The organism is Microbacterium radiodurans (genome assembly GCF_008710705.1).
Taxonomy (GTDB): Bacteria; Actinomycetota; Actinomycetes; order Actinomycetales; family Microbacteriaceae; genus Microbacterium; species Microbacterium radiodurans.
In genome coordinates this window covers 1,145,129-1,166,683 of record NZ_VYRZ01000001.1, presented here as the reverse complement: position 1 = coordinate 1,166,683, position 21,555 = coordinate 1,145,129, and the positions used below count along the sequence as shown (strand labels likewise).

The window sequence follows — 21,555 nt, the reverse complement described above, 5'->3', positions numbered from 1 at the left end:
GGTCTTCCCCTCAGCTCTCGACCGTGATGCCCATGGAACGGGCGGTGCCGGCGATGATCAGCGAGGCGGCCTCGATGTCATTGGCGTTCAGGTCGGGCATCTTGGTCTCGGCGATCTGACGGACCTGGTCCTTGGTGAGCTTGGCCACCTTGGTGGTGTGCGGCGTCGGCGAGCCCTTGGGGACGCCGGCGGCCTTCTTGATGAGCTCCGCCGCGGGCGGGGTCTTCAGGACGAAGGTGAAGCTGCGGTCCTCGTAGACGGTGATCTCGACGGGGATGACGTTGCCGCGCTGCGACTCGGTCGCGGCGTTGTACGCCTTGCAGAACTCCATGATGTTGACGCCATGCTGACCGAGCGCGGGGCCGATCGGCGGCGCCGGGTTGGCGGCTCCGGCGTTGATCTGAAGCTTGATCAGGCCGGTCACCTTCTTCTTCGGTGCCATTCGTTTTCCTTTCATCGAGCGGATGCCGGAGGCATCCCTCTCCCGCTCGCCCGGCATCTCCGGGCGGCGGTGCGTTCGCAGGCGCGACAGCGACCCACAAAACCCCCCAAGCTTACCGCATCCACCCGGCGCCGACGCGCGGAATGACGAAGCGCCCCGCTCGACGCATCGAGGGGGGCGCTTCGGACGCGGGGCGTCTTACTGCTTGGTGACCTGGTCGAACGACAGCTCGACCGGCGTCTCGCGCTCGAAGAGGGAGACGAGCACGGTGAGCTTGCCGCTCTCGGGCTTGATCTCGCTGATCGAGCCCGGAAGACCCGCGAACGAGCCCTCCTTGATCGTGATGGTCTCGCCGATCTCGAAGTCGACCTCGGTCACGACGCTGCGGACCGGAGCGGCGGCGCCCTTGGCGGCACCGGCCTTGGCCGGAACGGCCTCCTTGACCTCGACGAGCGACTTCAGCATGTTGAACGCCTCGTCGAAGCGCAGCGGCGTCGGGTTGTGGGCGTTGCCCACGAACCCGGTGACGCCGGGCGTGTGACGCACGACCGACCAGGTGTCCTCGGTGAGCTCCATGCGCACCAGGACGTAACCCGGGATACGGACGCGCGTGACCATCTTGCGCTGACCGTTCTTGATCTCGACGACGTCCTCCATCGGGACCTCGACCTGGTAGATGTCCTCTTCGACCTCGAGCGTCGACTTGCGCTGCTCGATGTTGGCCTTCACCTTGCGCTCGAAGCCCGCGTACGAGTGGATGACGTACCACTTGCCGGGGAGCATGCGCAGCTCCGTGCGGAACGCGTCGTAGGGATCCTCGTCGTCGCCGACCTCGATCGTGATGCCGGCGGCGGCCTCGAACTCCGACAGGTAGTCGACGGTCTCGTCCGAGACCTCGATCTCGGGCTCGGGGCCGTCGTAGGGCTCGACCTCGTCGGCGGCTTCGGCGGCCTGCTCGGCGCGCTCCTCCTCGAGGGAGTCCGTCAGCACCTCGGCTGCCGCCTCGGCTTCGGCGGTCTCGTCGATCTCGAGCGCGTCGTTGACGACGGCGTCGGCCTCGGGGTCGTCGATCTCGATGTCGAGGTCGGAGTCGTCTCCGTCGGCCTCGTCGTCGACGATGTGCACGGCGACCTGCTCGGCGGCGTCGGAGGCGCGCTCCTGACCGGCCAGCACGTTGCCCTCCTGGGCTTCGTCGTCCTCGCTCGACTGCTCGGCGGCCGTGGCCCAATCGACGTCGTCGGGGATGCGTTCTGACACTGAGTTCTCTTCCATCGTTTCTCGGGATGCCTGCGGGGCAGGCATTCGCGGGTCGTGCGGGCTCGGCCCGTCGATCAGCCCGGGACGCCGAACACGACGGTCGTGATCCAGACGAACAGGACGTCCAGCCCGTACACGAGCGCCATCATCACGACGACGAATCCGAGGACCACCGCAGTGAATTTCACGAGCTCCTGGCGGGTCGGCGTGACGACCTTGCGGAGTTCGGCGAACACCTGGCGGATGAAGATGATGATCCGCGCGAAGACGTTTGCCTTCTTCTCGCGGGGCGCGCCACCTGCGGCGACGACTTCGCCACCCTCTTGGACCATCGAACCCACCTGATTCTTCCGTGTGCCGGCTGACACCGACGCGCAGGGCGGACAGGAATCGAACCTGCAACCTGCGGTTTTGGAGACCGCTGCTCTGCCAATTGAGCTACCGCCCTAGAGATCCTTCGGACCCCGGGTCACCCGCATCCTCTCCCCCACCGACGGTCGTGGACCCTCGGGCACGGCGAAAGAATGCAGATTTCGACTGCACTTCCAGCATACGTCATGCGCGCGGCGGCCGCGAACGAGGCCGCCGCGCGAACGGATGCCGCGGAGTCAGGGGGCCGTGCGGATGAGCTTCTTGTTGACGAACTCGTCGGCCGCCAGCAGCCCCAGTTCGCGGGACGTCCCGCTCCGCTTCACGCCGCCGAAGGGCAGTCCCGCCTCGTCGGCCAGCACGAGGTTGACGTAGACCATGCCGGCCTCGATCGCCTCGGCCACCCGGGCCGCCTGCTCGGCGTCGGTCGTGAAGACGTACGACCCCAGGCCGAACGGCGTGTCGTTGGCGAGCTCGACCGCCGCCGCCTCGTCGGCGACGCGGTAGACGACACCGACGGGGCCGAAGAACTCCTCGCGGTAGGCATCCATCTCGGGGGTCACGTCCGTCAGCACCGTGCCGGGGTAGAAGGCCCCGTCGCGCGTTCCGCCGGTCACGAGGGTCGCCCCCTGGGCGACGGCACGATCGACCTGCTCGGCGAGGCGCTCGGCCGCCGTCAGCGACGAGAGCGGGCCGAGCACGGTGTCGTCCTCGAACGGATCGCCCACCTTCGCCTCCGCCATCGCGGCGGCGAACTTCTCGACGAAGGCCTCGTAGAACTCGTCGACGACGATGAAGCGCTTCGCTCCGTTGCACGACTGGCCGACGTTGTCGAGGCGGGCCTCGGCGGCGGCCGAGACCGCGGCATCCAGGTCGTCGGTCGAGAGGAGGATGAACGGGTCGGACCCGCCGAGCTCGAGCGCGACCTTCTTCAGGTTGCGCCCGGCCACCTCGGCGACGGCCGCTCCGGCCCGCTCGGATCCGGTGACCGACACGCCCTGCACGCGGCGGTCGGCGATGACGTCCGCCGCCTGCTCGTTGCTCAGATAGAGGTTGGTGTAGACGCCGGCCGGGAAGCCGGCATCCCGGTAGATCGCGTCGATCGCGGCCGCCGATTCCGGGCATTGCGGCGCATGCTTGAGCAGGATGGTGTTGCCCACCGCGATGTTGGGCGCCGCGAACCGCGCCACCTGGTAGTACGGGAAGTTCCACGGCATGATCCCCAGCAGCACGCCCAGAGGGCTCCGTCGGATGACCGCCTCGCCCTCGCCCTCGATCGGGATCGGGCTGTCGCCGGTGATCTCGCCGATGCGGTCGGCGTAGTAGGCGGTGATGTCGGCCGCGAAGTCGACCTCGCCCTCGGCGGCCGCGAGCGGCTTGCCCATCTCGCGCACGATGATCGCGGCGAGCTCGTCGCGGCGTTCGCGGTGCAGCTCCGCGACGCGGCGGAGCCGATCGGCGCGCTCGGACGGCGCTGCCGCTCGGGACCAGGTCCGATAGGCGGAGTCGGCGGCGGCGACGGCCGCCTCGACCTCGGCGTCGGTGGCGGGTTCGTACGTCGCGAGGGTCTCACCGGTCGCGGGGTTGGTGACGGCGTATGTGCTCATCGGTCTCCTCTTTCTTCGGCGGACGGTCAGTCGACGGGGATGAGGGTGTACTTCGTCGCGAGGTACTCGTGAATGCCCTCGAGCCCGCCCTCGCGCCCGACACCGGACTGCTTGACCCCGCCGAACGGCGCGGCGGCGTTGGAGACGACGCCCACGTTGAGGCCCATCATGCCCGTCTCGAGCCGGTCGATCATCCGGTGGCCCCGGGCGAGGTCCCGGGTGAAGACGTACGAGACGAGGCCGTACTCGGTGTCGTTGGCCAGACGCACGGCCTCGTCCTCGTCCTCGAAGGTCGCGATGGCGAGCACCGGGCCGAAGATCTCCTCGCGGAGGATGTCGCTGCCGGCGGCGACCTCCGTCACCACCGTCGGCTCGAAGAAGCTCCCCTCGCCCGCGATGGCCGAACCTCCCGTGCGCACGGTCGCGCCGCGCGAGACCGCATCCGCGACGAGCTCGCCGGTCTTGGCGACCGCTGTGTCGTCGATGAGGGGTCCGATCTGCACGCCCTCCTCGGTGCCGCGGCCGACCGTCATCGACGCGACGCGCTCGGTGAGGCGGTCGGCGAACTCCTCGGCGACCGCCGCGTGCACGATGAAGCGGTTCGCCGCGGTGCACGCCTGCCCGATGTTCCGGAACTTCGCGAGCATGGCGCCGTCGACCGCCTTGTCGAGGTCGGCGTCCTCGAAGACGACGAAGGGCGCGTTGCCGCCGAGCTCCATCGATACCCGCAGCACGCCCTCGGCCGCCTGCTCGATGAGCTTCTTGCCCACCGGCGTGGAGCCGGTGAACGAGAGCTTCCGCAGTCGCGGGTCGGCGATGATGGGAGCGGCCACGGCGCTCGAGCTCGTCGAGTTGACGACGTTGACGACGCCGGCCGGGAGGCCCGCCTCCTGCAGGATCTGGACGAACAGGACCGTGGTCAGCGGCGTGAGGGCCGCGGGTTTGACGACGACCGTGCAGCCGGCGGCGAGCGCCGGGGCGATCTTGCGGGTCGCCATCGCGAGCGGGAAGTTCCAGGGCGTGATGAAGAACGACGGGCCGACGGGCCGCTGCGTCACGACCATGCGGCCGGTGCCCTCGGGGTTCAGGCCGTAGCGGCCCGAGATGCGCACCGCCTCCTCGCTGAACCAGCGGAGGAACTCTCCGCCGTAGGCGACCTCGCCGCGGGCCTCGGCGAGGGGCTTGCCCATCTCGAGGGTCATCAGGAGGGCGAGGTCCTCCGTGCGCTCCTGCACCAGGTCGAACGCGCGACGGAGGATGTCGCTGCGGGTGCGCGGGGGCGTCGCCGCCCACTCCTCCTGCGCCGCGACGGCCGCGTCGAGCGCGCGGATGCCGTCGGCCGGCGTCGCGTCGGCGATCTCGATCAGGGTGCGCCCGGTGGCGGGGTCGGTGACCGGGAAGGTCGCGCCGCCCTCGGCGTCGACCCACTCCCCGCCGATGAACAGTCCGCGCTGCAGGCTCGCCAGAAGTCGTGTCTCGTCGTCGTGCGTCATCGCGCCGCTCCTCTCGCGCGCCGGCTCACCGGCGCATCCTTGGTCAAAGTCTCGCCCCGGAAGAACGCCGGGCGCCGGATCGCCTGCCACACCATCACCACGACTCCGATGAGGATCACGCCGACGCCGAGGATGAACACCAGCCCCACCCCGCCGATCTGCGAGCCGCTGCCATAGGCCGGGTCCATCGTGTCGATGAGCGTGGTCACGAACAGCACGGCGAGGATCACGCCGCCCACGAGCGGGAACAGGAACGTGAAGAACACGTTCCTCGCCGAGTCGAACCACTGGCGACGGAAGTACCACACGCAGGCGAAGGCGGTCAGTCCGTAGTAGAAGCAGATCATCATCCCGAGGGCCAGGATCGTGTCCCACAGCACGTTCTCGCTGACGATGCGCATCACGACGTAGAAGCCCGACGCCACGATCGCCGACACGATCGTCGCGTAGCCCGGGGTGAAGAACCGGGGGCTCACGCGGGCGAACTTCTCAGGCAGGGCGCCGTAGTGCCCCATCGCGAGGAGGGTGCGCGCGGGACCGACGAACGTCGACTGAAGCGACGAGGCGGAACTGGTCAGCACGGCCAGCGACACGAGGAAGGCGAGGGGCCCGAGGATCGGGCCGGACAGGTGGAAGAAGACGTTCTCCTGGATGTCCTCGTTGCCGAGGCCCAGCTCGCCCGTGCCGACACCGGCGAACATGATCATCGCGATCGCCAGCAGCAGGTACAGGACGACGATCGTCACGACCGTGATGGTCGCCGCTCGCCCGGGTGTGCGCTCGGGGTCCTTCGTCTCCTCGTTCATCGTGAGCGTGACGTCCCACCCCCAGAAGATGAAGATCGACAGCGACAGCCCCGCGGCGAACGCGCTGAAGGACTCGACGGCGAACGGGTTGAACCACGACAGGTCGATCGGCGTCGCATCGAAGGCGTTCCCCGACAGGGCCTCGACGATCGCGGCGCCGGCGAACAGGACCAGCACGACGACCTGGAAGGCGACGAGTCCGTACTGGAGCTTCTGCGTCGTCTGCATGTCGCGGTACGAGACGAACGTCGCGGCCGCGACGAACAGGACGCACACGAGCACGTTGATCCACGTCTCGGCGGCGAGGCCGGCGATCGCCTCCTGGCCCGTCAGCTGGGCGATCAGGAGGAAGAGGAAGTCGACGGCGACGCCGGCGAGGTTCGAGAGCACGAGGATCGTGGCGGCGACGAGCCCCCACCCCGCCATCCATCCGACCCACGGGCCGAACGCGCGCGTGGCCCACGTGAAGCTCGTGCCCGAGTCGGGCATGCGGTTGTTCAGCTCGCGGTAGCCGAAGGCCACCAGGAGCATCGGGATGAAGCCGACGAGCACGATCGCGGGTACCTGCGTGCCCACGACCGAGGCCGTCGGTCCGACCGCGGCGGTGAAGGTGTACGCCGGAGCGATGCACGAGATGCCGATGACGACGGCGCCCAGCAGGCCCACCGTGCCGGCGCTCAGGCCCTTCCGGGAGATCCCCCCGGTGACGGGGTCGCCCGCGGGGGCACCCGTCTGATCCGTTCTGGTCATGCGCTCGCTCCTTCGCGGTCGCTGCGGGTGCGGGGCACCACGATCATCGGGGCGGTCACGACACGCAGCATCCGGGCGGCGGTCGAGCCGAGGAACAGCCGACGGGGCTGCGCGAGTCGGCTGGAGCCGACGAGCAGGATCTCGCCCGCCTCCCATTCGAGGTGGGACGCGGCATCCTCGATGCCGTCGCCGGTCGCGACGACGGCGGCGATCTCCGCGTCGGCCGGGAGCGCGGTGCGCACCTCGTCGAGCACGTCCTGCGCGTGGGCGTCGCCGACGGTGCGGATCGCGCCGGTGTCGAGGCCGGCGGGCAGATCGAGCGCGACGAGCGAGAGCAGCCGCACCGGAGCGCCCGTCGCCGCCGCGACCCGGATCGTCTCCTCGACAAGCAGCTCGGTGCCCTCCCGCTCGCCGACCGCCGCGGTCAGCCGGGTGATCCCGGTGTCGGCGGGGATGCGGCGAGCGCCCCGGGGAACCAGGGCCACCGGCACGTCCGAGGAGTGGACGAGCTCGGTCGTCGTCGTCCCGAGCCGGTGCCGGCCGCGGTGGCCGCCGTCGGCCGCACCGACCACGATCAGCGACGCGCCCAGCTCGTCGGCCGTGTCGACGAGCCCGGATGCCACGGACTCGCCGTAGCGGACGTGCGCCCGGTGCGCGACGCCGTCCGAGATCTCGGCCGCACCCTCGCGGAGCCACCCCGCCGCCTGCTCGCGCACGTGCCGCTCGTAGCCGGCGTCGGGCGGGACGACGCCCGGCTTCTGAGCCGGCAGGACGAGCACGAGGTGGAGGGAGGCCCCGGTTGCGGCGGCCAGCCGACTCGCGAAGGCGACGGCATCCCGTCCCGCCTTCGTCGCCGTGTAGCCGACGACGATGCGGGCGACCGGCACGGGGGTGCTCATGCCCGATCCGCCTCGAGGATCCGCTCGGCGGCGCGGTGCCCCATGCGGATGGCGCCGTCGACGTGCTGGTAGCCGGGTCCGGCGAGGTCGCTGCACGCGACGTGGATCGGCGGCACGAGCTCGAGCTGCTCGGCGCCGTAGCGGGAGAGCCCGCCGAGGTCGAAGCTCGCCGCGTACGCGCCGCGCGTCCACTCCTCGCTGCCCCAGTCGCTCTCGTAGTAGACGACGGGCTGCTTCGCCTCGGGACCGTAGTAGTGCGAGAGCGATTCGAGGATCCGCTCGCGCCGGTCGTCGGCGCTCAGACGGAACAGATCGTCCGCGGTGCGGTCGGAGACGAACCCGACGAGCGTGCCCCGCTCGTCGGCGTGGTTGGTGTTGTCGTAGGCCTCGTGGCAGAGCTCGTAGGGGCTGAAGGCCGTTCCCGACAGCCCCTGCTCGCGCCAGAACGGCCGGTCGTACACCGCGTGCACCTTGATCACGAAGCCCATCGAGAAGTGCTGGTGCATCTGGTGCTTCAGGCGCGGGAGCGGTGGCGCGAACGAGATGCGGTTGTAGAGGACGGGTGCGACCGCCAGCACGACGTGGCGCGCCCGCACGGTGACGGTGTCGGTGCGGACGACCGCCCCGTCGTCGGAGTAGTCGATCGCGCGAACCGGCTGATCGAGGAGGACGTCCTCGCCGAGACGCTCGGCCAGGCGGAGCGGCACCTGCTGGAGGCCGCCGACGACGCGCTTGTCGAGGATGAAGTCGGCGTCGACGAGGTGGGAGTAGGACCCCGCCGACGCGGCCATGAGAAGCGACTGCAGGAGCGAGAACGTGTGGGTCGGCTTGGTCAGCATCGCCGATCCGGTCGCGAAGGCGAGGTTGCGGACGGCCTCGTCGTCATCGGTCTGAGCGCGCAGCCAGGCGTCCCAGGAGATGCGGTCCCACTCCTCTGCCTTCTCGTGCGCCCACGGGCGGTCCGGATCGATCTCGGCGACCATGGCGTCGAGGCGCTCGGTGATCTCGTCGATGACGGCCTCGGTCTCGGGCGCGACCGGGAACATCTCCCCCGTGAACCGCCGGGCCTCGCCGTCCGGGCCGACGTACACGCTGTCGCCCTGGCGGTAGCGCGAATAGGTGTCGAGACCGAGATCGGCGAGCGTGTCGATGAGCGCCTGCTGGTCGGGCGACACCCACTGTCCGCCGAGCTCGAGCATCGCGCCGTCGATGCTGTCGGTCCACAGGCGGCCGCCGACGCGGTCGCGCGCCTCGAGCACCACGACCGAGAGGCCGGCCCGCTTCAGGTCGTTCGCGGCGGTCAGGCCGGCCGCGCCGGCCCCGACGATCGCGACGTCGCGTGTGATCTCCGTCATGTCCCACTCCTTCGTTGTGCTGGTGGCGCGTGATGCGCGATTGTCGCGGACCTCAGAGCCGCCCGAGTGCCGCGGCGACGACGTCGAGACCCTCGTCGAGGAGCTCGTCGCCGATGGCGAGCGGCGGGAGGAATCGGATGACGTTGCCATAGGTCCCGCACGTGAGCACGATGACCCCCTCGGCGATGCACGCCTTCGCGACCGCGGCCGTCAGCGCCGCATCGGGCGCGCCGGTCTCGGGGTCGACGAACTCCGCGGCGACCATCGCCCCGCGGCCGCGCACGTCGCCGACACGGGGATCGGCGTCACGGAGGTCGTTGAGGCGCCGGGTCAGTCGAGCGCCGAGCTGCTGCGCCCGCTCGATGAGCCCCTCGTTCTCGAACGCATCGATCGCCGCGAGGGCGGCGGCGCAGGCGATCGGGTTGCCGCCGTACGTGCCGCCGAGACCGCCCGGGTGCGAGGCGTCCATGATCTCGGCTCGACCGGTGACGGCGGCCAGCGGAAGACCGGCCGCGATGCCCTTGGCCGTGGTGATGAGGTCGGGCACGATGCCGAAGTGCTCGCTCGCGAACATCGCGCCGGTGCGCGCGAACCCGGTCTGCACCTCGTCGGCGATGAAGACGACGCCGTTCTCCCGGCACCAGTCGACCAGCGCGGACAGGAACCCGTCGGCCGGGACGATGAATCCGCCTTCGCCCTGGATCGGCTCGATGATGACGGCGGCGAGGTTGTCGGCTCCGATCTGCTTCTCGATGAGCGAGATCGCCCGTGCCGCGGCATCCGGCCCCGACAGGCCGTCGCGGAACGGGTACGACAGCGGGGCACGGTAGATCTCGGGAGCGAAGGGCCCGAAGCCGCTCTTGTAGGGCATCGACTTGGCGGTGAGCGCCATCGTGAGGTTGGTGCGACCGTGGTAGCCGTGGTCGAAGGCGACGACCGCCTGACGTCCGGTCGCCTTGCGTGCGATCTTCACCGCGTTCTCAACCGCCTCGGCGCCGGAGTTGAACAGCGCGGTCTTCTTCTCGTGGTCGCCGGGGGTGAGCCGGTTGAGGGCCTCGGCGACGGCGACGTACGACTCGTACGGCGAGATCATGAAGCAGGTGTGCGTGAACTGGGCCACCTGAGCCTGCACGGCGGCGACCACCGCGGGGTGCGCGTTGCCGACCGAGGTCACCGCGATGCCCGCGCCGAGGTCGATGAGAGAGTTGCCGTCGGCATCGACCACGACGCCGCCGCCGGCCGCGACCGCGTGGACCGGGACGGTGTGGCCCACGCCGCTCGGAACCGCGGCGGCCTTCCGCGCGAGCAGCTCCGCCGAGCGCGGGCCCGGGATGGCGGTGACGATGCGGCGCTCCTGCGGGAGGCCCGGCCCGCCGAGCGGGGTGGTCGGCGTCGTTGTCGTGGTGCTCATTCCGCGACAGTAAGACTCGCGCGGGGCCACGTGCACTCGCCGCCCTGTACAGTGAGCGCACGATTAATCGCCAGCGCGTACAGGATGCCGATGTCGACCACCCCCGCTCCCGCACCGACCGTGCGCGCGCTCCTCGCCCGTCGGGAACTCGATCTGCGCCTCGCCTCGGCGACCGACGACGCGGCCCTCGACGCCCCCGTTCGCTGGGTGCACAGCTCCGACCTCGCCGACCCGACCCCGTTTTTGTCGGAGGACGTGGTCCTCCTCACGACCGGCACGCAGTTCGCCGAGGGCGCCCCGCGCGACGTCGATGCGTATGTGCGACGGCTCCGCGCCCGCGGCGTCCGCGGACTCGGCTTCGGCACCGAGGTCGTGCGCGCCGGCATCCCGGAACCGCTGCGGACCGCCTGCCGCCGCGCCGGCATCCCGCTGTTCGAGGTCCCGTACCGCACGCCGTTCATCGCCGTGGCCCGCGCCGCCGCCGAGGCGATCGCCGCGCAGGCCTACGCGCGGCGCAGCTGGGCGCTCGACGCGCAGCGCTCCCTCGCTCTGGCGGCGCTCCGGCCCGACGGCTTCGACGCCACGCTCGCCGAGCTGTCGCGTCAGCTGCGCGCGTGGGTAGGGCTCTACGACGCCTCGGGCGCGCTGACGCACGAGCACGGGCCGCGGGAACGCCGGACAGTCGCAGGATCGGCCGGAGCGGTCGATGCGGTGCCGAGGGATGCCGTCGGCGCCGAAGCGTCGGCGCTGCTGCGCCGCGGCGGCGGCACCGGTGCGTCGGTCCGTCTCGGCGGGCTGCCGGTCGCCCTCCAGACGCTCGGGTCGGGCGGGCAGCGCGGCGTCCTGGCGATCGCCGGCGCCGACCTCGACCAGGATGCCCGCGCCGTCGTGACCGCGGTCGTCGCCACGACGGGGCTCGCACTCGAGCAGCGCCGGCTCACCGCGGGAGCATGGAGCGGGTTGCGCGCGGCCCTCGTCGACCTCATCACCGCCGACCGCCTGGACCTCGCCCGGGACGTCGCCGCGGACGCCTGGGGCTCGTTCCCCGCGGCCCCCTACATCGTCGCCGTGGCGGATGCGGCCGCGCCGACCGGCGCCCGCGAGGTGCTGGATCACGACGGGGCGACCGGACGCCTGTTCTACGGCCGGGACGACGACGGCGTGCTGATGATCGCCGCGGCATACGATCGTCCGCTCCTCGACGCGATCGCGGAGCGCCTGACCTGGCGCATCGGCGTCGCCGTTGCGACATCCGATGCCGATGTCGCCGCGGCCCGCGACCGGGCGAGACTCGCGCGCGACCGCGGCCGTGCCGGAGCGGTCACGGACGTCGCGGACGCGCCGGGCGACCTGCTCGACGACCTCGCGAGCGCCGGCGCGCGCATCCGCGCGGGCGCCGAGCTCGACGCGCTCCGCCGTCACGACGCGCGGCACGGCACCGCGCTCGAGGCGACCCTGACCGCCTGGCTCGAGAACGACGGCGCCCACGAGGCCACCGCGCGGGCGCTCGGCGTCCACCGGCACACCGTGCGTGCCCGCATCGCGCTCGCCCAGCGTCTGCTCGGCCGCGATCTCGCCTCCTTCCCCGACCGCGCCGCGGTCTGGACCGCCCTCCGGCTCGCCCCGTGAGGTCGACTCGCCACGAATCGCGGGTGGGATGACCCCCGCACCCGCGATCCATGGCGAGTCGACGCCCAGAGCACGCGTCAGGCCCGGAGGGTGCGGGCTCGCGCGGCGAGCAGGCCGGCGCCGCCGAGGGCGAGGAGCAGGCCACCGGCGACCAGGAGGCCGAACGGCAGCTGGCCGCCCGTCGCGGCGAGGTCGCCGCTCGAGCCGGTTCCGCCGTTCGCGCCCGCGGCCGGGTCACCGGCCGCATCGCCCGGATCGGTCGCCGCGCCCTCATCGTCGCCCGAGCCGCCGCCGGCGCCCGGGCCGCCGTCGACCGGCGCGGCCGACACGGTCAGGACCGCCTCGGCCTCGCCCGCGAGGGAGCGGAGCGCGACGGTGTACTCGCCGGCCTCGGCGTCCGTCGGCACCTGCCACGCGAACGTCACGTCGCCGAGCGTGGCCGCCTGCGAGCCGATCTCGAGCGGTCCGAGCAGCGCCGCCACCGACATGCGATCGGCCGGTGCGTCGCTCGACGCCGCACGGGAGTCGGATGCCGCACCCGGCGCCACCTCGGCCGTGACGACCTCGTAGCCGAACCCGCTGCCGGTGATGCGCACGGTGTCGCCGGGGCGCACGTCGGTGCGGTCGAGCGCGATGCTCGCGGGGGCGCCGACCGGAGCGACCGCCGTCTCACCCGCGGTGTAGCGCGTGAAGTTGTACTGCCGCTTGGCCTGCTCGCGCGGCTCACCCGTGACACCGTCGGCGAGCTCGCAGTCGGGCGTCGACGCGACGATGCGCAGCCACTCCCCCTGCACGTACTCGATGACCTGGTCGCGGCCGCTGCCGCAGAAGTCGCCGTGCCACATGCGCACGTTGTCGCCCTCGCTCAGCTCGGTCATGAACTGTCCGTCGCCCGAGAAGATGCCGGCCGGCTCGCCGCATCCGCGGAAGAACACGAGCATCTGATCGCGGCCGTCGCCCGCCCAGTCGTGCAGCAGCTCGGGGATCGTGCCGTAGCAGCCGCGGGTCTGCCGCTCCTCCTGATAGATCATCTCGCCGTTCTTATCGATCATGAACAGCCCGTCGAGGCCGTTGCTGCTGCGATCGATGCGGTCGAGGCCGAACACCTGCAGGCCCGGGACGTCCTCGCGGAGCTTCCCGACGAAGATGTTCTGCGACTCGGTCGGCTCGGTGTTCGACCACAGCATCTCGCCCGTGTCCCAGCGGTGGGCGGACGTTCCCTCGCCGCCCAGGAGCACCTCGGCCTGGCCGTCCTCGTCGATGTCGGCGATCCAGATCGTGTCGGCGTGATCGCCGAGGTCGGCGCGCCAGAGGAGCTCGCCGTCCGGCGAGAGCATGTCGTAGCCGATCATGATCTCCTCGCGCCCGTCGCCGTCGAAGTCGTACGGCCACGGGTAGTGACCGGTGCGGCCCTCGTGCTCCCAGATCACCTGACCCTCGCGGTCGACGAGCCACGCCTTCGTGTAGCGGTTCTTGAGGAGGATCTCTCCCGGGTAGCCGGCGCCCGAGGCGTCGACGAACACGATCGCGTCGCGGGCGAGCGGGTCGGGAAGGTCGAAGCTCCACTTCTCCTCGCCGGTGCGACCGTCGAAGACGTACAAGCGGCCGTCCCGGGTGGTGTCGTTGTCGGGGTACATGATCGCGATGACCTCGTTGTACCCGTCGTTGTCGATGTCGTGAACCTGCGCGGGGATGTCCTGCGTGTTGTTCTGACCCGCGGGGTCCACCTCCCCCGTCTGCCAGAGCAGCTCGCCCGTCGCATCGAACGCGGTCAGCGCCGCGACCATCGGCCCCTCGTGCAGCGCGCGCGAGTTGATCGAATGGGGCTGCATGAAGACGATGTCGGGACGGCCGTCCCCGGTGACGTCGCCCACGAGCGGACGCGCGCCGCCGCCCGCGGCGGAGGTGTCCATCTCGCTGACGAGGTGCGTGTCGATGAGGCGCCGATGCTCGACGGTCTCGCTCGGCTCGGACGCACCGCCGGCTCCGACCGCGACGACGCGGTAGTACCAGCGGTAGTAGCCCTCGGTGTCGGGCCCGACGGGGATCTCCAGCTCGGTGCCGGTCACCCGCTCGAGGGGCGCGAACCCGCGGGGCAGGTGGTCGGTGCGCTGCACGTCGTAGGCGATCGCGCCCTCGACGGGCTGCCACGAGAGCGTCGAGCCCCCGCCCGCACCGATCAGCTCGACCCCGGCGGGAGCCGCGGGCACGGCGACACCCTCGACCGCCATCGTCACCTCGATGCGCACCGCCGACGAGACCGTTCCCGCCTCGCTCCGCTGCCGAAGCGTGTAGGTGTAGGTCGAACCGGCGACGAGGGCCCCGTCGCGGTCGACGAATCCGGGGGTCGTCGTCTCGCCGAGGTCGACCTCGACGCCGTCGGGACCGATCCGGGTCAGCAGATAAGCGGCTGCGTCGTCCACGGCATCCCACGACAGCTCGACGGCGTTCTCCGAACCGACGCCGGTCACCACGGCGGCGAGTGCATCGGGAGGGAGCACGTCCGAGATCGTCACGGCATTCAGGCGGGCGTCTCGTGCGACGCCGACGTCGAGCGTCCCGTCGGTCACCTCGACGGCCCCCTGCCACGTGGCGAACGAACCGGACACGGATTCGAGCAGACCACGGGGCTCCTCCTCGATCGCCAGCTCGGTGCGGTTGACGGCACTGTTGTCGCCCGAGAGCACCTCGACCCAGTAGCGCCCCTCGGGGACATCGACCGAGAAGGTCGTCGCACCGACGATGAAGTCGCGACGGAGGTCGTCGGGGGCGCCGCGGTCACGAAAGTTGACGGGGTTCGACAGGCCCGGCGTGCCGGTGCTGTAGAGCGTCGTGTTGGCGACGCGCTCGTACCCGTCGGCGACGGGCGAGGTCGCGCTGCCGAAGTCGAACGCGAGCGAGAATTCGGATGCCGCGGCATCCGCATCGACCGGCGCTGCGAACGCCGGGACCGAACCGACGGTGAGCGCACCGGCGGCGACGGCGACGACCGCCGCTTTCGCGCGCCGCCGAGGGCGACTCGTGGTTGGGGGGATGGGCATGAACCTTCCTCTCTGAAGGGATCAGGCGCTCCCGCGCGCGGCGTACCGCGGCACGTCGTCGTGCGGAATGCGCTTTCCAGGAATGCACATGAAACGTATCGACGTCTCACAGGAGGTTCAAGACTTGAGGTCCCGCTCCATCCCCGGTATCACGCGAGGCCCGGGGACATCGACCGCCCGCGGCGGCTCCGGCAACGTCCCGATAACGATCGACTCGCCACGAATCGCCGGTCCTCTCCTGCCAGCACCCGCGTTTCGTGGCGAGTCGACGCGCGTCAGCGGATGCGTGAGCGGATGCGGGCGGCGGCGAGCGCGGTGAAGGCGACCGTCACGACCACGAGCACGACGGCGGCGACCCACACCGGGACGACGCCGTCCGCCACCTGCAGCTCCATTCCGTACGTCCGGCTCAGCTGCTCGGTCGCCTCGGCCGAACCCGCCGCGAGCCGGTCGAGCGGCTCGGCGGCGAACTCGCGGCGCACCAGCATCGCCGACTGCGCGAACGGCAGCACCGCGACCGCGTCGCGCACGGCGTCGGGGAACGCCCCGACGGGGATGTAGGCGCCGGCGACGAAGCCGGTGAGCGTGCCGACCAGCGTCGACAGGCCCGAGAAGGCCCCGCTCGTCTTGAGGAACGACACCACGAACGCCCAGAGCGCCGTGTAGGCAGCCACGGACACGACGGTCCACCCCACGATGCGGGCGAGCTGGCCGGCATCGGGCAGCCCTCGACCGGTCAGCGCGAGGTAGCCCAGGGCGACGCCCAGCACGACGAGCGTCGTCATCAGTCCGATGACGAAAGCCGAGCCGAGGTAGCCGAGCACCAGTTGCGGGCGGCGCACCGGTGAGACGAGGAAATCGCGGAATCGTCCGCTGCCGGCATCCTCCACGAACGTCGCCAGCGCACCGAGCGGCGTCGTGACCGCGGCGACCGCGACGACGCCGGCGAACATCCACGAGTCGACGAAGTCGCCCGCTGCATCGGCGTTCAGGCCGGGCGAGTTCGACAGGGAGTCGATCTGCATCTGACCGAGGAACAGCGCGTACAGCAGGAAGACGACGAGCGCGCCCGTCAGCGAGAAGAAGACGCCCAGGGGGTCGCGGTAGAAGAGGCGCAGGTTGCGACCGATGTGCGCTCCGACGGTTCTCATCGTGCCGCCTCCCCGGTCGCCGCGCGCCCGGTCAGGGCGAGGAAGACGTCATCCATCCGGCCGTGGCGGAATTCGAAGTCGAGCACGTCGTCGCCCCGATCGCGCAGGATGCGACGTGCCTCCGTCGCGTCGGCGACGGCGATGCGCTCGCTTCCCGCCGAGGTCGACAGCGAGAGGATGCTGGAGCTGTGACGCGCCCGGAGCTCCGCCGGAGTGCCGTCGGCCACGATCCGCCCCCGGTCGATGATGCAGACACGGTCGGCCTCCTCCGTCTCCTCGAGGTAGTGCGTCGTGAGGAAGACCGTGAGACCCGCGCGCTCGCGCAGCTCGTGGATCGTCCGCCACACCATCTGCCGGCTCGCCGGATCGAGTCCTGTCGTCGGCTCGTCGAGGAAGACGATCTCGGGGTCGTGGAGCAGAGCCCGCGCGATGTCGGCACGCCGACGCTGCCCACCCGAGAGCCGGCCGTACCGACGGTCGACGAAGTCGCCGAGGTCGATGATCTCGACCAGACGCGCGATCCGCTCGCGGATGGCGTCGGTGCTCGCGAAGTACGGCCGCGCGCGCACGGTGAGGTTCTCGCGGACGCTGAGCGCGTCGTCGAGGAGGGAGTCCTGGAAGACGACGCCGATGGCCCGGCGGACGGCATCGCCCTCGGCGCGGACGTCGTGGCCCGCGACCTGGAGGGAACCGGCATCCGGCTCGATGACGGTCGTGAGCGCACCGATCGTCGTCGACTTGCCCGCACCGTTCGTGCCGAGGAACGCGAACACGCCCCCGGCGGGGACCTCGAAGCTCACGTCGTCGACCGCGGTCACGTCGCCGTAGCGTTTCGTCAGTCCCCGCACGATGGTCGGCGCCGTCGTTCTCGTCGTCATGACACCACCGTGCCCGGTTCTGCCGAAGAAGGACAATCCCGATCGTCCGAGCCGGGCCACTATCCGGTGGACGGCGCCGCTACTCTCGGAGGGTGACCGAACGCGCACCGCTGTCCCGCAAGCTCTCCGCCATCGCCGAGTCCGCGACCCTGAAGGTCGACGCCAAGGCGAAGTCCCTGCAGGCCGCGGGCCGACCCGTCATCTCGTACGCTGCCGGCGAGCCCGACTTCTCGACGCCGCAGTTCATCGTCGAGGCCGCCCAGCACGCTCTCGCCGATCCCGCGAACTATCGCTACACGCCCGCCGCCGGGCTGCCGGTGCTGCGCGAGGCGATCGCCGCGAAGACCACCCGCGACTCCGGCGTCGACGTGACGCCGTCGCAGGTGATCGTCACCAACGGCGGCAAGCAGGCCGTCTACCAGGCCTTCCAGACAGTCGTGAACCCCGGGGACGAGGTGCTGCTGCCGGCACCATACTGGACGACCTATCCCGAGGCGATCGCTCTCGCCGACGGCATCCCGGTCGAGGTCTTCGCCGGCGCCGACCAGGAGTACAAGGTCACCGTCGAGCAGCTCGAAGCGGCGCGCACCGAGCGGACGCGCGTGCTCGTCTTCGTCTCGCCGTCCAACCCGACCGGCGCCGTCTACACCCCCGAGGAGACCGCGGCCATCGGGCAGTGGGCGCTCGAGCACGGCATCTGGGTCATCAGCGACGAGATCTACCAGAACCTCGTCTACGACGGAGCCCGGGCGGTGTCGATCGTCGAGGCGGTTCCGGAGCTCGCGGGGCAGACGATCCTCGTCAACGGCGTCGCGAAGACCTATGCCATGACGGGATGGCGCGTCGGCTGGATGGTCGGCCCGGCCGACGCCATGAAGCTCGCGGGCAACCTGCAGTCGCACCTGAGCTCGAACGTCAACAACGTCGCCCAGCGCGCCGCCCTCGCCGCGCTCACCGGACCGCAGGACGAGGCCGAGCAGATGCGCCAGGCCTTCGACCGGCGCCGCCGCGTGATCGTCGACGAGCTCGCGAAGATTCCCGGCGTGACGGTGCCGACACCGCTCGGCGCCTTCTACGCCTACCCCGATGTCACGGGACTGCTCGGCCGCAGCTGGCACGGCACCGAGGTCACGACGTCGCTCGAACTCGCCGACCTCATCCTCGAACGCGCCGAAGTGGCGGTCGTTCCCGGCGAGGCCTTCGGCCCGTCCGGCTACCTGCGCCTGTCGTACGCGCTCGGCGACGACCAGCTGCTCGAGGGCATCCAGCGCCTCCAGCGCCTCTTCTCGTAACCCCCTCCCCCCTTCCGTCGAGTCGCCACGAAACGCGGGTGCGGCCCCTCCCGGACCCGCGCTTTCTGGCGAGTCGACGATGGGAGCGGGGGACGGCGCGGCGCCTGCACATGGGCGGGCGAGGGAGGAGTTGTGCACGGCGGGCGGGGCGCGGCACCGGCCGCGGCTCGCGACTCGGCATTCTGCGGTCATGCGTCGTGCCGAGCTTCCGCCCTCCCTGCCGTCGACCTTCCTCGTCGAGGAGGCACGGGACCGCGGAGTCAGCCCGGGTCGTCTCCGGGCGCAGGACCTGACCTCCCCGGTCCACGGGGCTCGCGCGCGCGGCGAGATCGACGAGCGCGCGCGGCTGCGACTCATCCTCGCGCGGGTGCCCGACGGCGCCTTCGTCTGCGGTCCGACGGCAGCGCTCGTCCATGGGATGCCGCTCCCCCGCTCGCTCGAGGTCGCCGCCGCCGCGCGACCCCACGTCGCCGTCGCCCTGCCCGCCAACCGTGTCCGGAGGCCCGAGGTCGTGGGACGGGCGCTCGCGGTCGATGCCGACGACGTGACCGAGGTCGACGGCATCCGCGCGACGACTTTCGAGCGGACCTGGGTCGATCTCGGCGGTTCGGTCGCTGTGCCCGCGCTCGTCGCCGCCGGCGATGCCCTCATCAGTCGCCGCGGGCCGCGGACGACTGCGGAAGCGCTCGCGCGTGCGCATGCGAAGGCGGGGCGCAGCCGTGGCGCTGTTCGGCGCGCCGAGGCGCTCACTCTCATCGACGACGGGGCCGAGTCCCCCCGCGAATCGAAGCTTCGCGTCCTCATCGTGCGGGCAGGGCTCCCCCGACCTCGGACGAACGTCGCGATTCGAGCCGGCGGACGGTTCGTCGCGCGTGTCGACATGCTCTTTCCCGACGCACGGCTGGTCGTCGAGTACGACGGCGACTATCACCGCGACCTCTCGCAATGGAGCCGGGATCAGTCCCGGCGGGCCGAGCTCGAGTCGCTCGGCTACCGCGTCACGGTCGTGACAGCGCGCGACTTCGACGACCCCGAGACCCTCGTCCGCCGCATCCGTCGCTTGCTCGCCCGGCAAGCTTGAGGTCGAGTCGCCGCAAAACGCGGGTGCGGGCGCTCGTGCACCCGCGTTCTCCGGCGAGTGGACCGGGGGTCAGAGCTCGACGCCCACGAGCACGGGCTCGGGCTGCAGCACCAGGCCGAACTCGGCCTGCACGCGCTGCTGGATGAACCGTGCGAGCGCGGCGAGCTGCTCGGCCGTCGCCCCGCCCCGGTTCGTCAGGGCGAGGGCGTGCTTCGTCGACAGGCCCGCCCGCGAACCGGGCAGGGCGAACCCCTTGCCGATGCCTGCGTGCTCGATGAGCCACGCGGCACTGACCTTCACGTCGGGTTCGGGCGCGGCGGCCACCGGGTCGACACCGTAGTAATGCTCGAGCGGGATGACGCGGTCCCCCACCGGATCGGGTGCGACGGGCCAGCGCGGGCACTCGGCGGGCAGGGTGCGGGCGAAAGCGGCCGAGACGACCGCGTTCTGGAAGAACGAGCCGGCACTCCACGTGTCGTTGTCGGCGTCGTCGAGCACCATGCCCTTGCTCGCGCGCACGGCCAGCACCGTCTCACGGATCCAGCGGAGCGTCACGCGAGCCTCGGGGTCGAGGCCGAGCGCACCGCGCAGCTGCGGGCCCGTCACCTCGAACTCGCCATGACCGACGTCGTCGAGTTCGAGCGTCACCGACACGATGACCGCCGAGCGGGCCGCGACCGAACCGTGGTGCGTCTTCAGGACCGAGGTGCGGAATCCCAGCCCGAGCTCGGATGCCGGCACCACCGAGACATCCCCCGTCGACTCGTCGAGGAGCTCGACCTCGACGAGCGTCTGCACGATCTCCTGCCCGTAGGCACCGATGTTCTGCACCGGCGCCGCGCCCGTCGTGCCCGGGATGCCCGACATCGCCGCGATCCCGCTCAACCCCTCGGCGACGGCGTACTCGACGAGGTCGTCCCAGGAGTGCCCCGCCTGGACCCGCAGTCGCACGCGCCCCGCGTCAGGAGCGGGCAGCCGCTCGATGCCGGTGGTCCGGACGACCACGACGGTGCCGTCGAAGGGTTCGTCGCCGACGAGCAGGTTCGAGCCGCCGCCGATGACGAGCCACGGCTCGCCCGCGCCCCACAGCTCGCGGAGCGTCTCGACGAGCTCGTCGGAGGTGCGCACGTCGATCATCCGGGCCGGACGCGCACCGGCGCGCAGGGTCGTCAGCTCCGCGAGGGACCGCGGTTCGATCTCGGGCACGCTCACTCCGGGATGCGGACGCGCACCTGGGCCTTGCCCAGCACGACCGTGTCGGCGGCGCGGACGGTCAGGTCGACGCGCAGCGCCGTCTCCTCGACCGCGCCCACCTTCGCCACGACGTGAACGGTGGCTCCGCTCTCGGCGTCCACGACGACCGGTCGCGTGAAGCGCACGCCGTACTCCAGGATGCGGCCGCTGTCGCCGAGCCACTCGACGATCGTCTCGACGGCGAGACCCATCGTCAGCATGCCGTGCGCGAGCACGCCCGGCAGCCCGACGCGCGTCGCCACGTCATCGCGGTAGTGGATGGGATTGAAGTCGCCCGAGGCCCCCGCATAGCGCACGAGGGATTCCCGGGTCAGCTCGACAGTCCGTTCGGCGACCACGGCGCCGACCTCGTGCGCGCTCATGCGTCCTCCCCGCCGATCAGCAGCACCGAGACGGCCGTCACGACGTGCTCGTTCGCGGCGTCTGTGATCTCGGCCTCGCTGGTGACCATGGCGCCCGTGCCGAAGGCGCGGATGCCGGTGACCGACAGCGTCGCGGTCAGTTCGTCGCCGGCGACGATCGGCCGGCTGTAGCGGAATCGCTGCTCGGCGTGCACGGTGCGCTCGAGCACGATCCCCGAGTCGGGTTCCGCGATCAGCTGCTGCAGGGTGAGGTCCTGCACCACCATGGCGAACGTCGGCGGCGCGACGACGTCGGCGTAGCCGAGGGCCTGCGCGGCTGCGGGGTCGACGTGCTGCGGATCGGTCGCGAAGACGGCGCGGGCGAACTCGCGCACTTTCTCCCGCCCGACCAGGTACGGTGCGGTCGGCGCGAAGACGCGCTCGACCAGATCAGGATTCACGGACACCCCTCGATTCTACCGAGGCCCTCGCCGCGATC

18 protein-coding genes and 1 tRNA gene are annotated in these 21,555 nt (G+C 71.2%); 3 read left to right on the top strand and 16 right to left on the bottom strand.

Features of this window, described 5'->3' with window-relative positions:
- Positions 1–10: 10 nt before the first annotated feature.
- The 10 genes from rplK to gabT all read right to left on the bottom strand — a co-directional run bounded on the left by rplK (position 11) and on the right by gabT (position 10,389).
- Positions 11–442 carry a 50S ribosomal protein L11 gene (gene rplK, locus F6B42_RS05400; protein ID WP_150418509.1) on the bottom strand — a complete coding sequence of 144 codons (432 nt, stop codon included), beginning with the start codon at positions 440–442 and terminating at the stop codon, positions 11–13.
- A 198-nt stretch (positions 443–640) separates the two neighbouring features.
- Positions 641–1,699 carry a transcription termination/antitermination protein NusG gene (gene nusG, locus F6B42_RS05395; RefSeq protein ID WP_191089267.1) on the bottom strand — a complete coding sequence of 353 codons (1,059 nt, stop codon included), beginning with the start codon at positions 1,697–1,699 and terminating at the stop codon, positions 641–643.
- Positions 1,700–1,773: 74 nt separating this feature from the next.
- Positions 1,774–2,031: a preprotein translocase subunit SecE gene (gene secE / locus F6B42_RS05390; RefSeq protein WP_150418507.1), complete on the bottom strand. Its 258-nt coding sequence runs from the start codon at positions 2,029–2,031 to the stop codon at positions 1,774–1,776.
- A 43-nt stretch (positions 2,032–2,074) separates the two neighbouring features.
- Positions 2,075–2,147: transfer RNA gene (locus F6B42_RS05385), tRNA-Trp, on the bottom strand.
- 160 nt (positions 2,148–2,307) lie between these two features.
- Complete coding sequence (locus F6B42_RS05380) at positions 2,308–3,675, bottom strand: NAD-dependent succinate-semialdehyde dehydrogenase (RefSeq protein ID WP_150418506.1); 1,368 nt, start codon at positions 3,673–3,675, stop codon at positions 2,308–2,310.
- A 26-nt stretch (positions 3,676–3,701) separates the two neighbouring features.
- Entirely contained in the window at positions 3,702–5,168 is a 1,467-nt protein-coding gene (locus F6B42_RS05375) for an NAD-dependent succinate-semialdehyde dehydrogenase (protein WP_150418505.1), read from the bottom strand.
- Positions 5,165–6,724: an APC family permease gene (locus F6B42_RS05370; RefSeq protein ID WP_150418504.1), complete on the bottom strand. Its 1,560-nt coding sequence runs from the start codon at positions 6,722–6,724 to the stop codon at positions 5,165–5,167. The genes F6B42_RS05375 and F6B42_RS05370 overlap by 4 nt, the downstream gene beginning before the upstream one ends.
- Positions 6,721–7,623, bottom strand: a complete 903-nt coding sequence (locus tag F6B42_RS05365; RefSeq protein WP_150418503.1) for a universal stress protein — start codon at positions 7,621–7,623, stop codon at positions 6,721–6,723. The genes F6B42_RS05370 and F6B42_RS05365 overlap by 4 nt, the downstream gene beginning before the upstream one ends.
- A complete protein-coding gene (locus F6B42_RS05360; RefSeq protein ID WP_150418502.1) occupies positions 7,620–8,978 on the bottom strand; it encodes a flavin monoamine oxidase family protein in 1,359 nt (452 codons plus the stop codon). The genes F6B42_RS05365 and F6B42_RS05360 overlap by 4 nt, the downstream gene beginning before the upstream one ends.
- Before the next feature lie 52 nt (positions 8,979–9,030).
- Positions 9,031–10,389, bottom strand: coding sequence for a 4-aminobutyrate--2-oxoglutarate transaminase (gene gabT / locus F6B42_RS05355; protein WP_150418501.1), 1,359 nt, complete (start codon positions 10,387–10,389; stop codon positions 9,031–9,033).
- Positions 10,390–10,479: 90 nt separating this feature from the next.
- Between gabT and F6B42_RS05350 the strand changes: the two genes are divergently transcribed.
- Entirely contained in the window at positions 10,480–12,018 is a 1,539-nt protein-coding gene (locus F6B42_RS05350) for a PucR family transcriptional regulator (RefSeq protein WP_150418500.1), read from the top strand.
- Positions 12,019–12,095: 77 nt separating this feature from the next.
- Here F6B42_RS05350 and F6B42_RS05345 read toward each other — a convergent pair whose 3' ends face one another.
- The 3 genes from F6B42_RS05345 to F6B42_RS05335 all read right to left on the bottom strand — a co-directional run bounded on the left by F6B42_RS05345 (position 12,096) and on the right by F6B42_RS05335 (position 17,088).
- A complete protein-coding gene (locus F6B42_RS05345; protein ID WP_150418499.1) occupies positions 12,096–15,059 on the bottom strand; it encodes an outer membrane protein assembly factor BamB family protein in 2,964 nt (987 codons plus the stop codon).
- Positions 15,060–15,334: 275 nt separating this feature from the next.
- A complete protein-coding gene (locus F6B42_RS05340; protein ID WP_150418498.1) occupies positions 15,335–16,210 on the bottom strand; it encodes an ABC transporter permease in 876 nt (291 codons plus the stop codon).
- The gene (locus F6B42_RS05335) at positions 16,207–17,088 is read right to left on the bottom strand and encodes an ABC transporter ATP-binding protein (RefSeq protein ID WP_150418497.1); all 882 of its coding nucleotides are present in this window, start codon (positions 17,086–17,088) and stop codon (positions 16,207–16,209) included. Before F6B42_RS05335 ends, F6B42_RS05340 begins: the two co-directional genes overlap by 4 nt.
- 92 nt (positions 17,089–17,180) lie before the next feature.
- Between F6B42_RS05335 and F6B42_RS05330 the strand changes: the two genes are divergently transcribed.
- Both F6B42_RS05330 and F6B42_RS05325 read left to right on the top strand, forming a co-directional pair.
- Complete coding sequence (locus tag F6B42_RS05330) at positions 17,181–18,380, top strand: pyridoxal phosphate-dependent aminotransferase (protein ID WP_150418496.1); 1,200 nt, start codon at positions 17,181–17,183, stop codon at positions 18,378–18,380.
- 190 nt (positions 18,381–18,570) lie between these two features.
- Positions 18,571–19,461, top strand: a complete 891-nt coding sequence (locus F6B42_RS05325) for an endonuclease domain-containing protein (RefSeq protein ID WP_191089266.1) — start codon at positions 18,571–18,573, stop codon at positions 19,459–19,461.
- Between the two features lie 69 nt (positions 19,462–19,530).
- Here the strand turns inward: F6B42_RS05325 and F6B42_RS05320 are convergent, their stop codons facing one another.
- The 3 genes from F6B42_RS05320 to F6B42_RS05310 are packed head-to-tail and all read right to left on the bottom strand — an operon-like array spanning position 19,531 to position 21,523.
- On the bottom strand, positions 19,531–20,667 hold the full coding sequence (locus tag F6B42_RS05320) for a UDP-N-acetylmuramate dehydrogenase (protein ID WP_150418694.1): 1,137 nt from the start codon (positions 20,665–20,667) through the stop codon (positions 19,531–19,533).
- A 2-nt stretch (positions 20,668–20,669) separates the two neighbouring features.
- Complete coding sequence (locus tag F6B42_RS05315; RefSeq protein WP_150418494.1) at positions 20,670–21,077, bottom strand: MaoC/PaaZ C-terminal domain-containing protein; 408 nt, start codon at positions 21,075–21,077, stop codon at positions 20,670–20,672.
- Positions 21,074–21,523 carry an FAS1-like dehydratase domain-containing protein gene (locus F6B42_RS05310; RefSeq protein ID WP_150418493.1) on the bottom strand — a complete coding sequence of 150 codons (450 nt, stop codon included), beginning with the start codon at positions 21,521–21,523 and terminating at the stop codon, positions 21,074–21,076. Before F6B42_RS05310 ends, F6B42_RS05315 begins: the two co-directional genes overlap by 4 nt.
- Between the last annotated feature and the right edge of the window lie 32 nt (positions 21,524–21,555).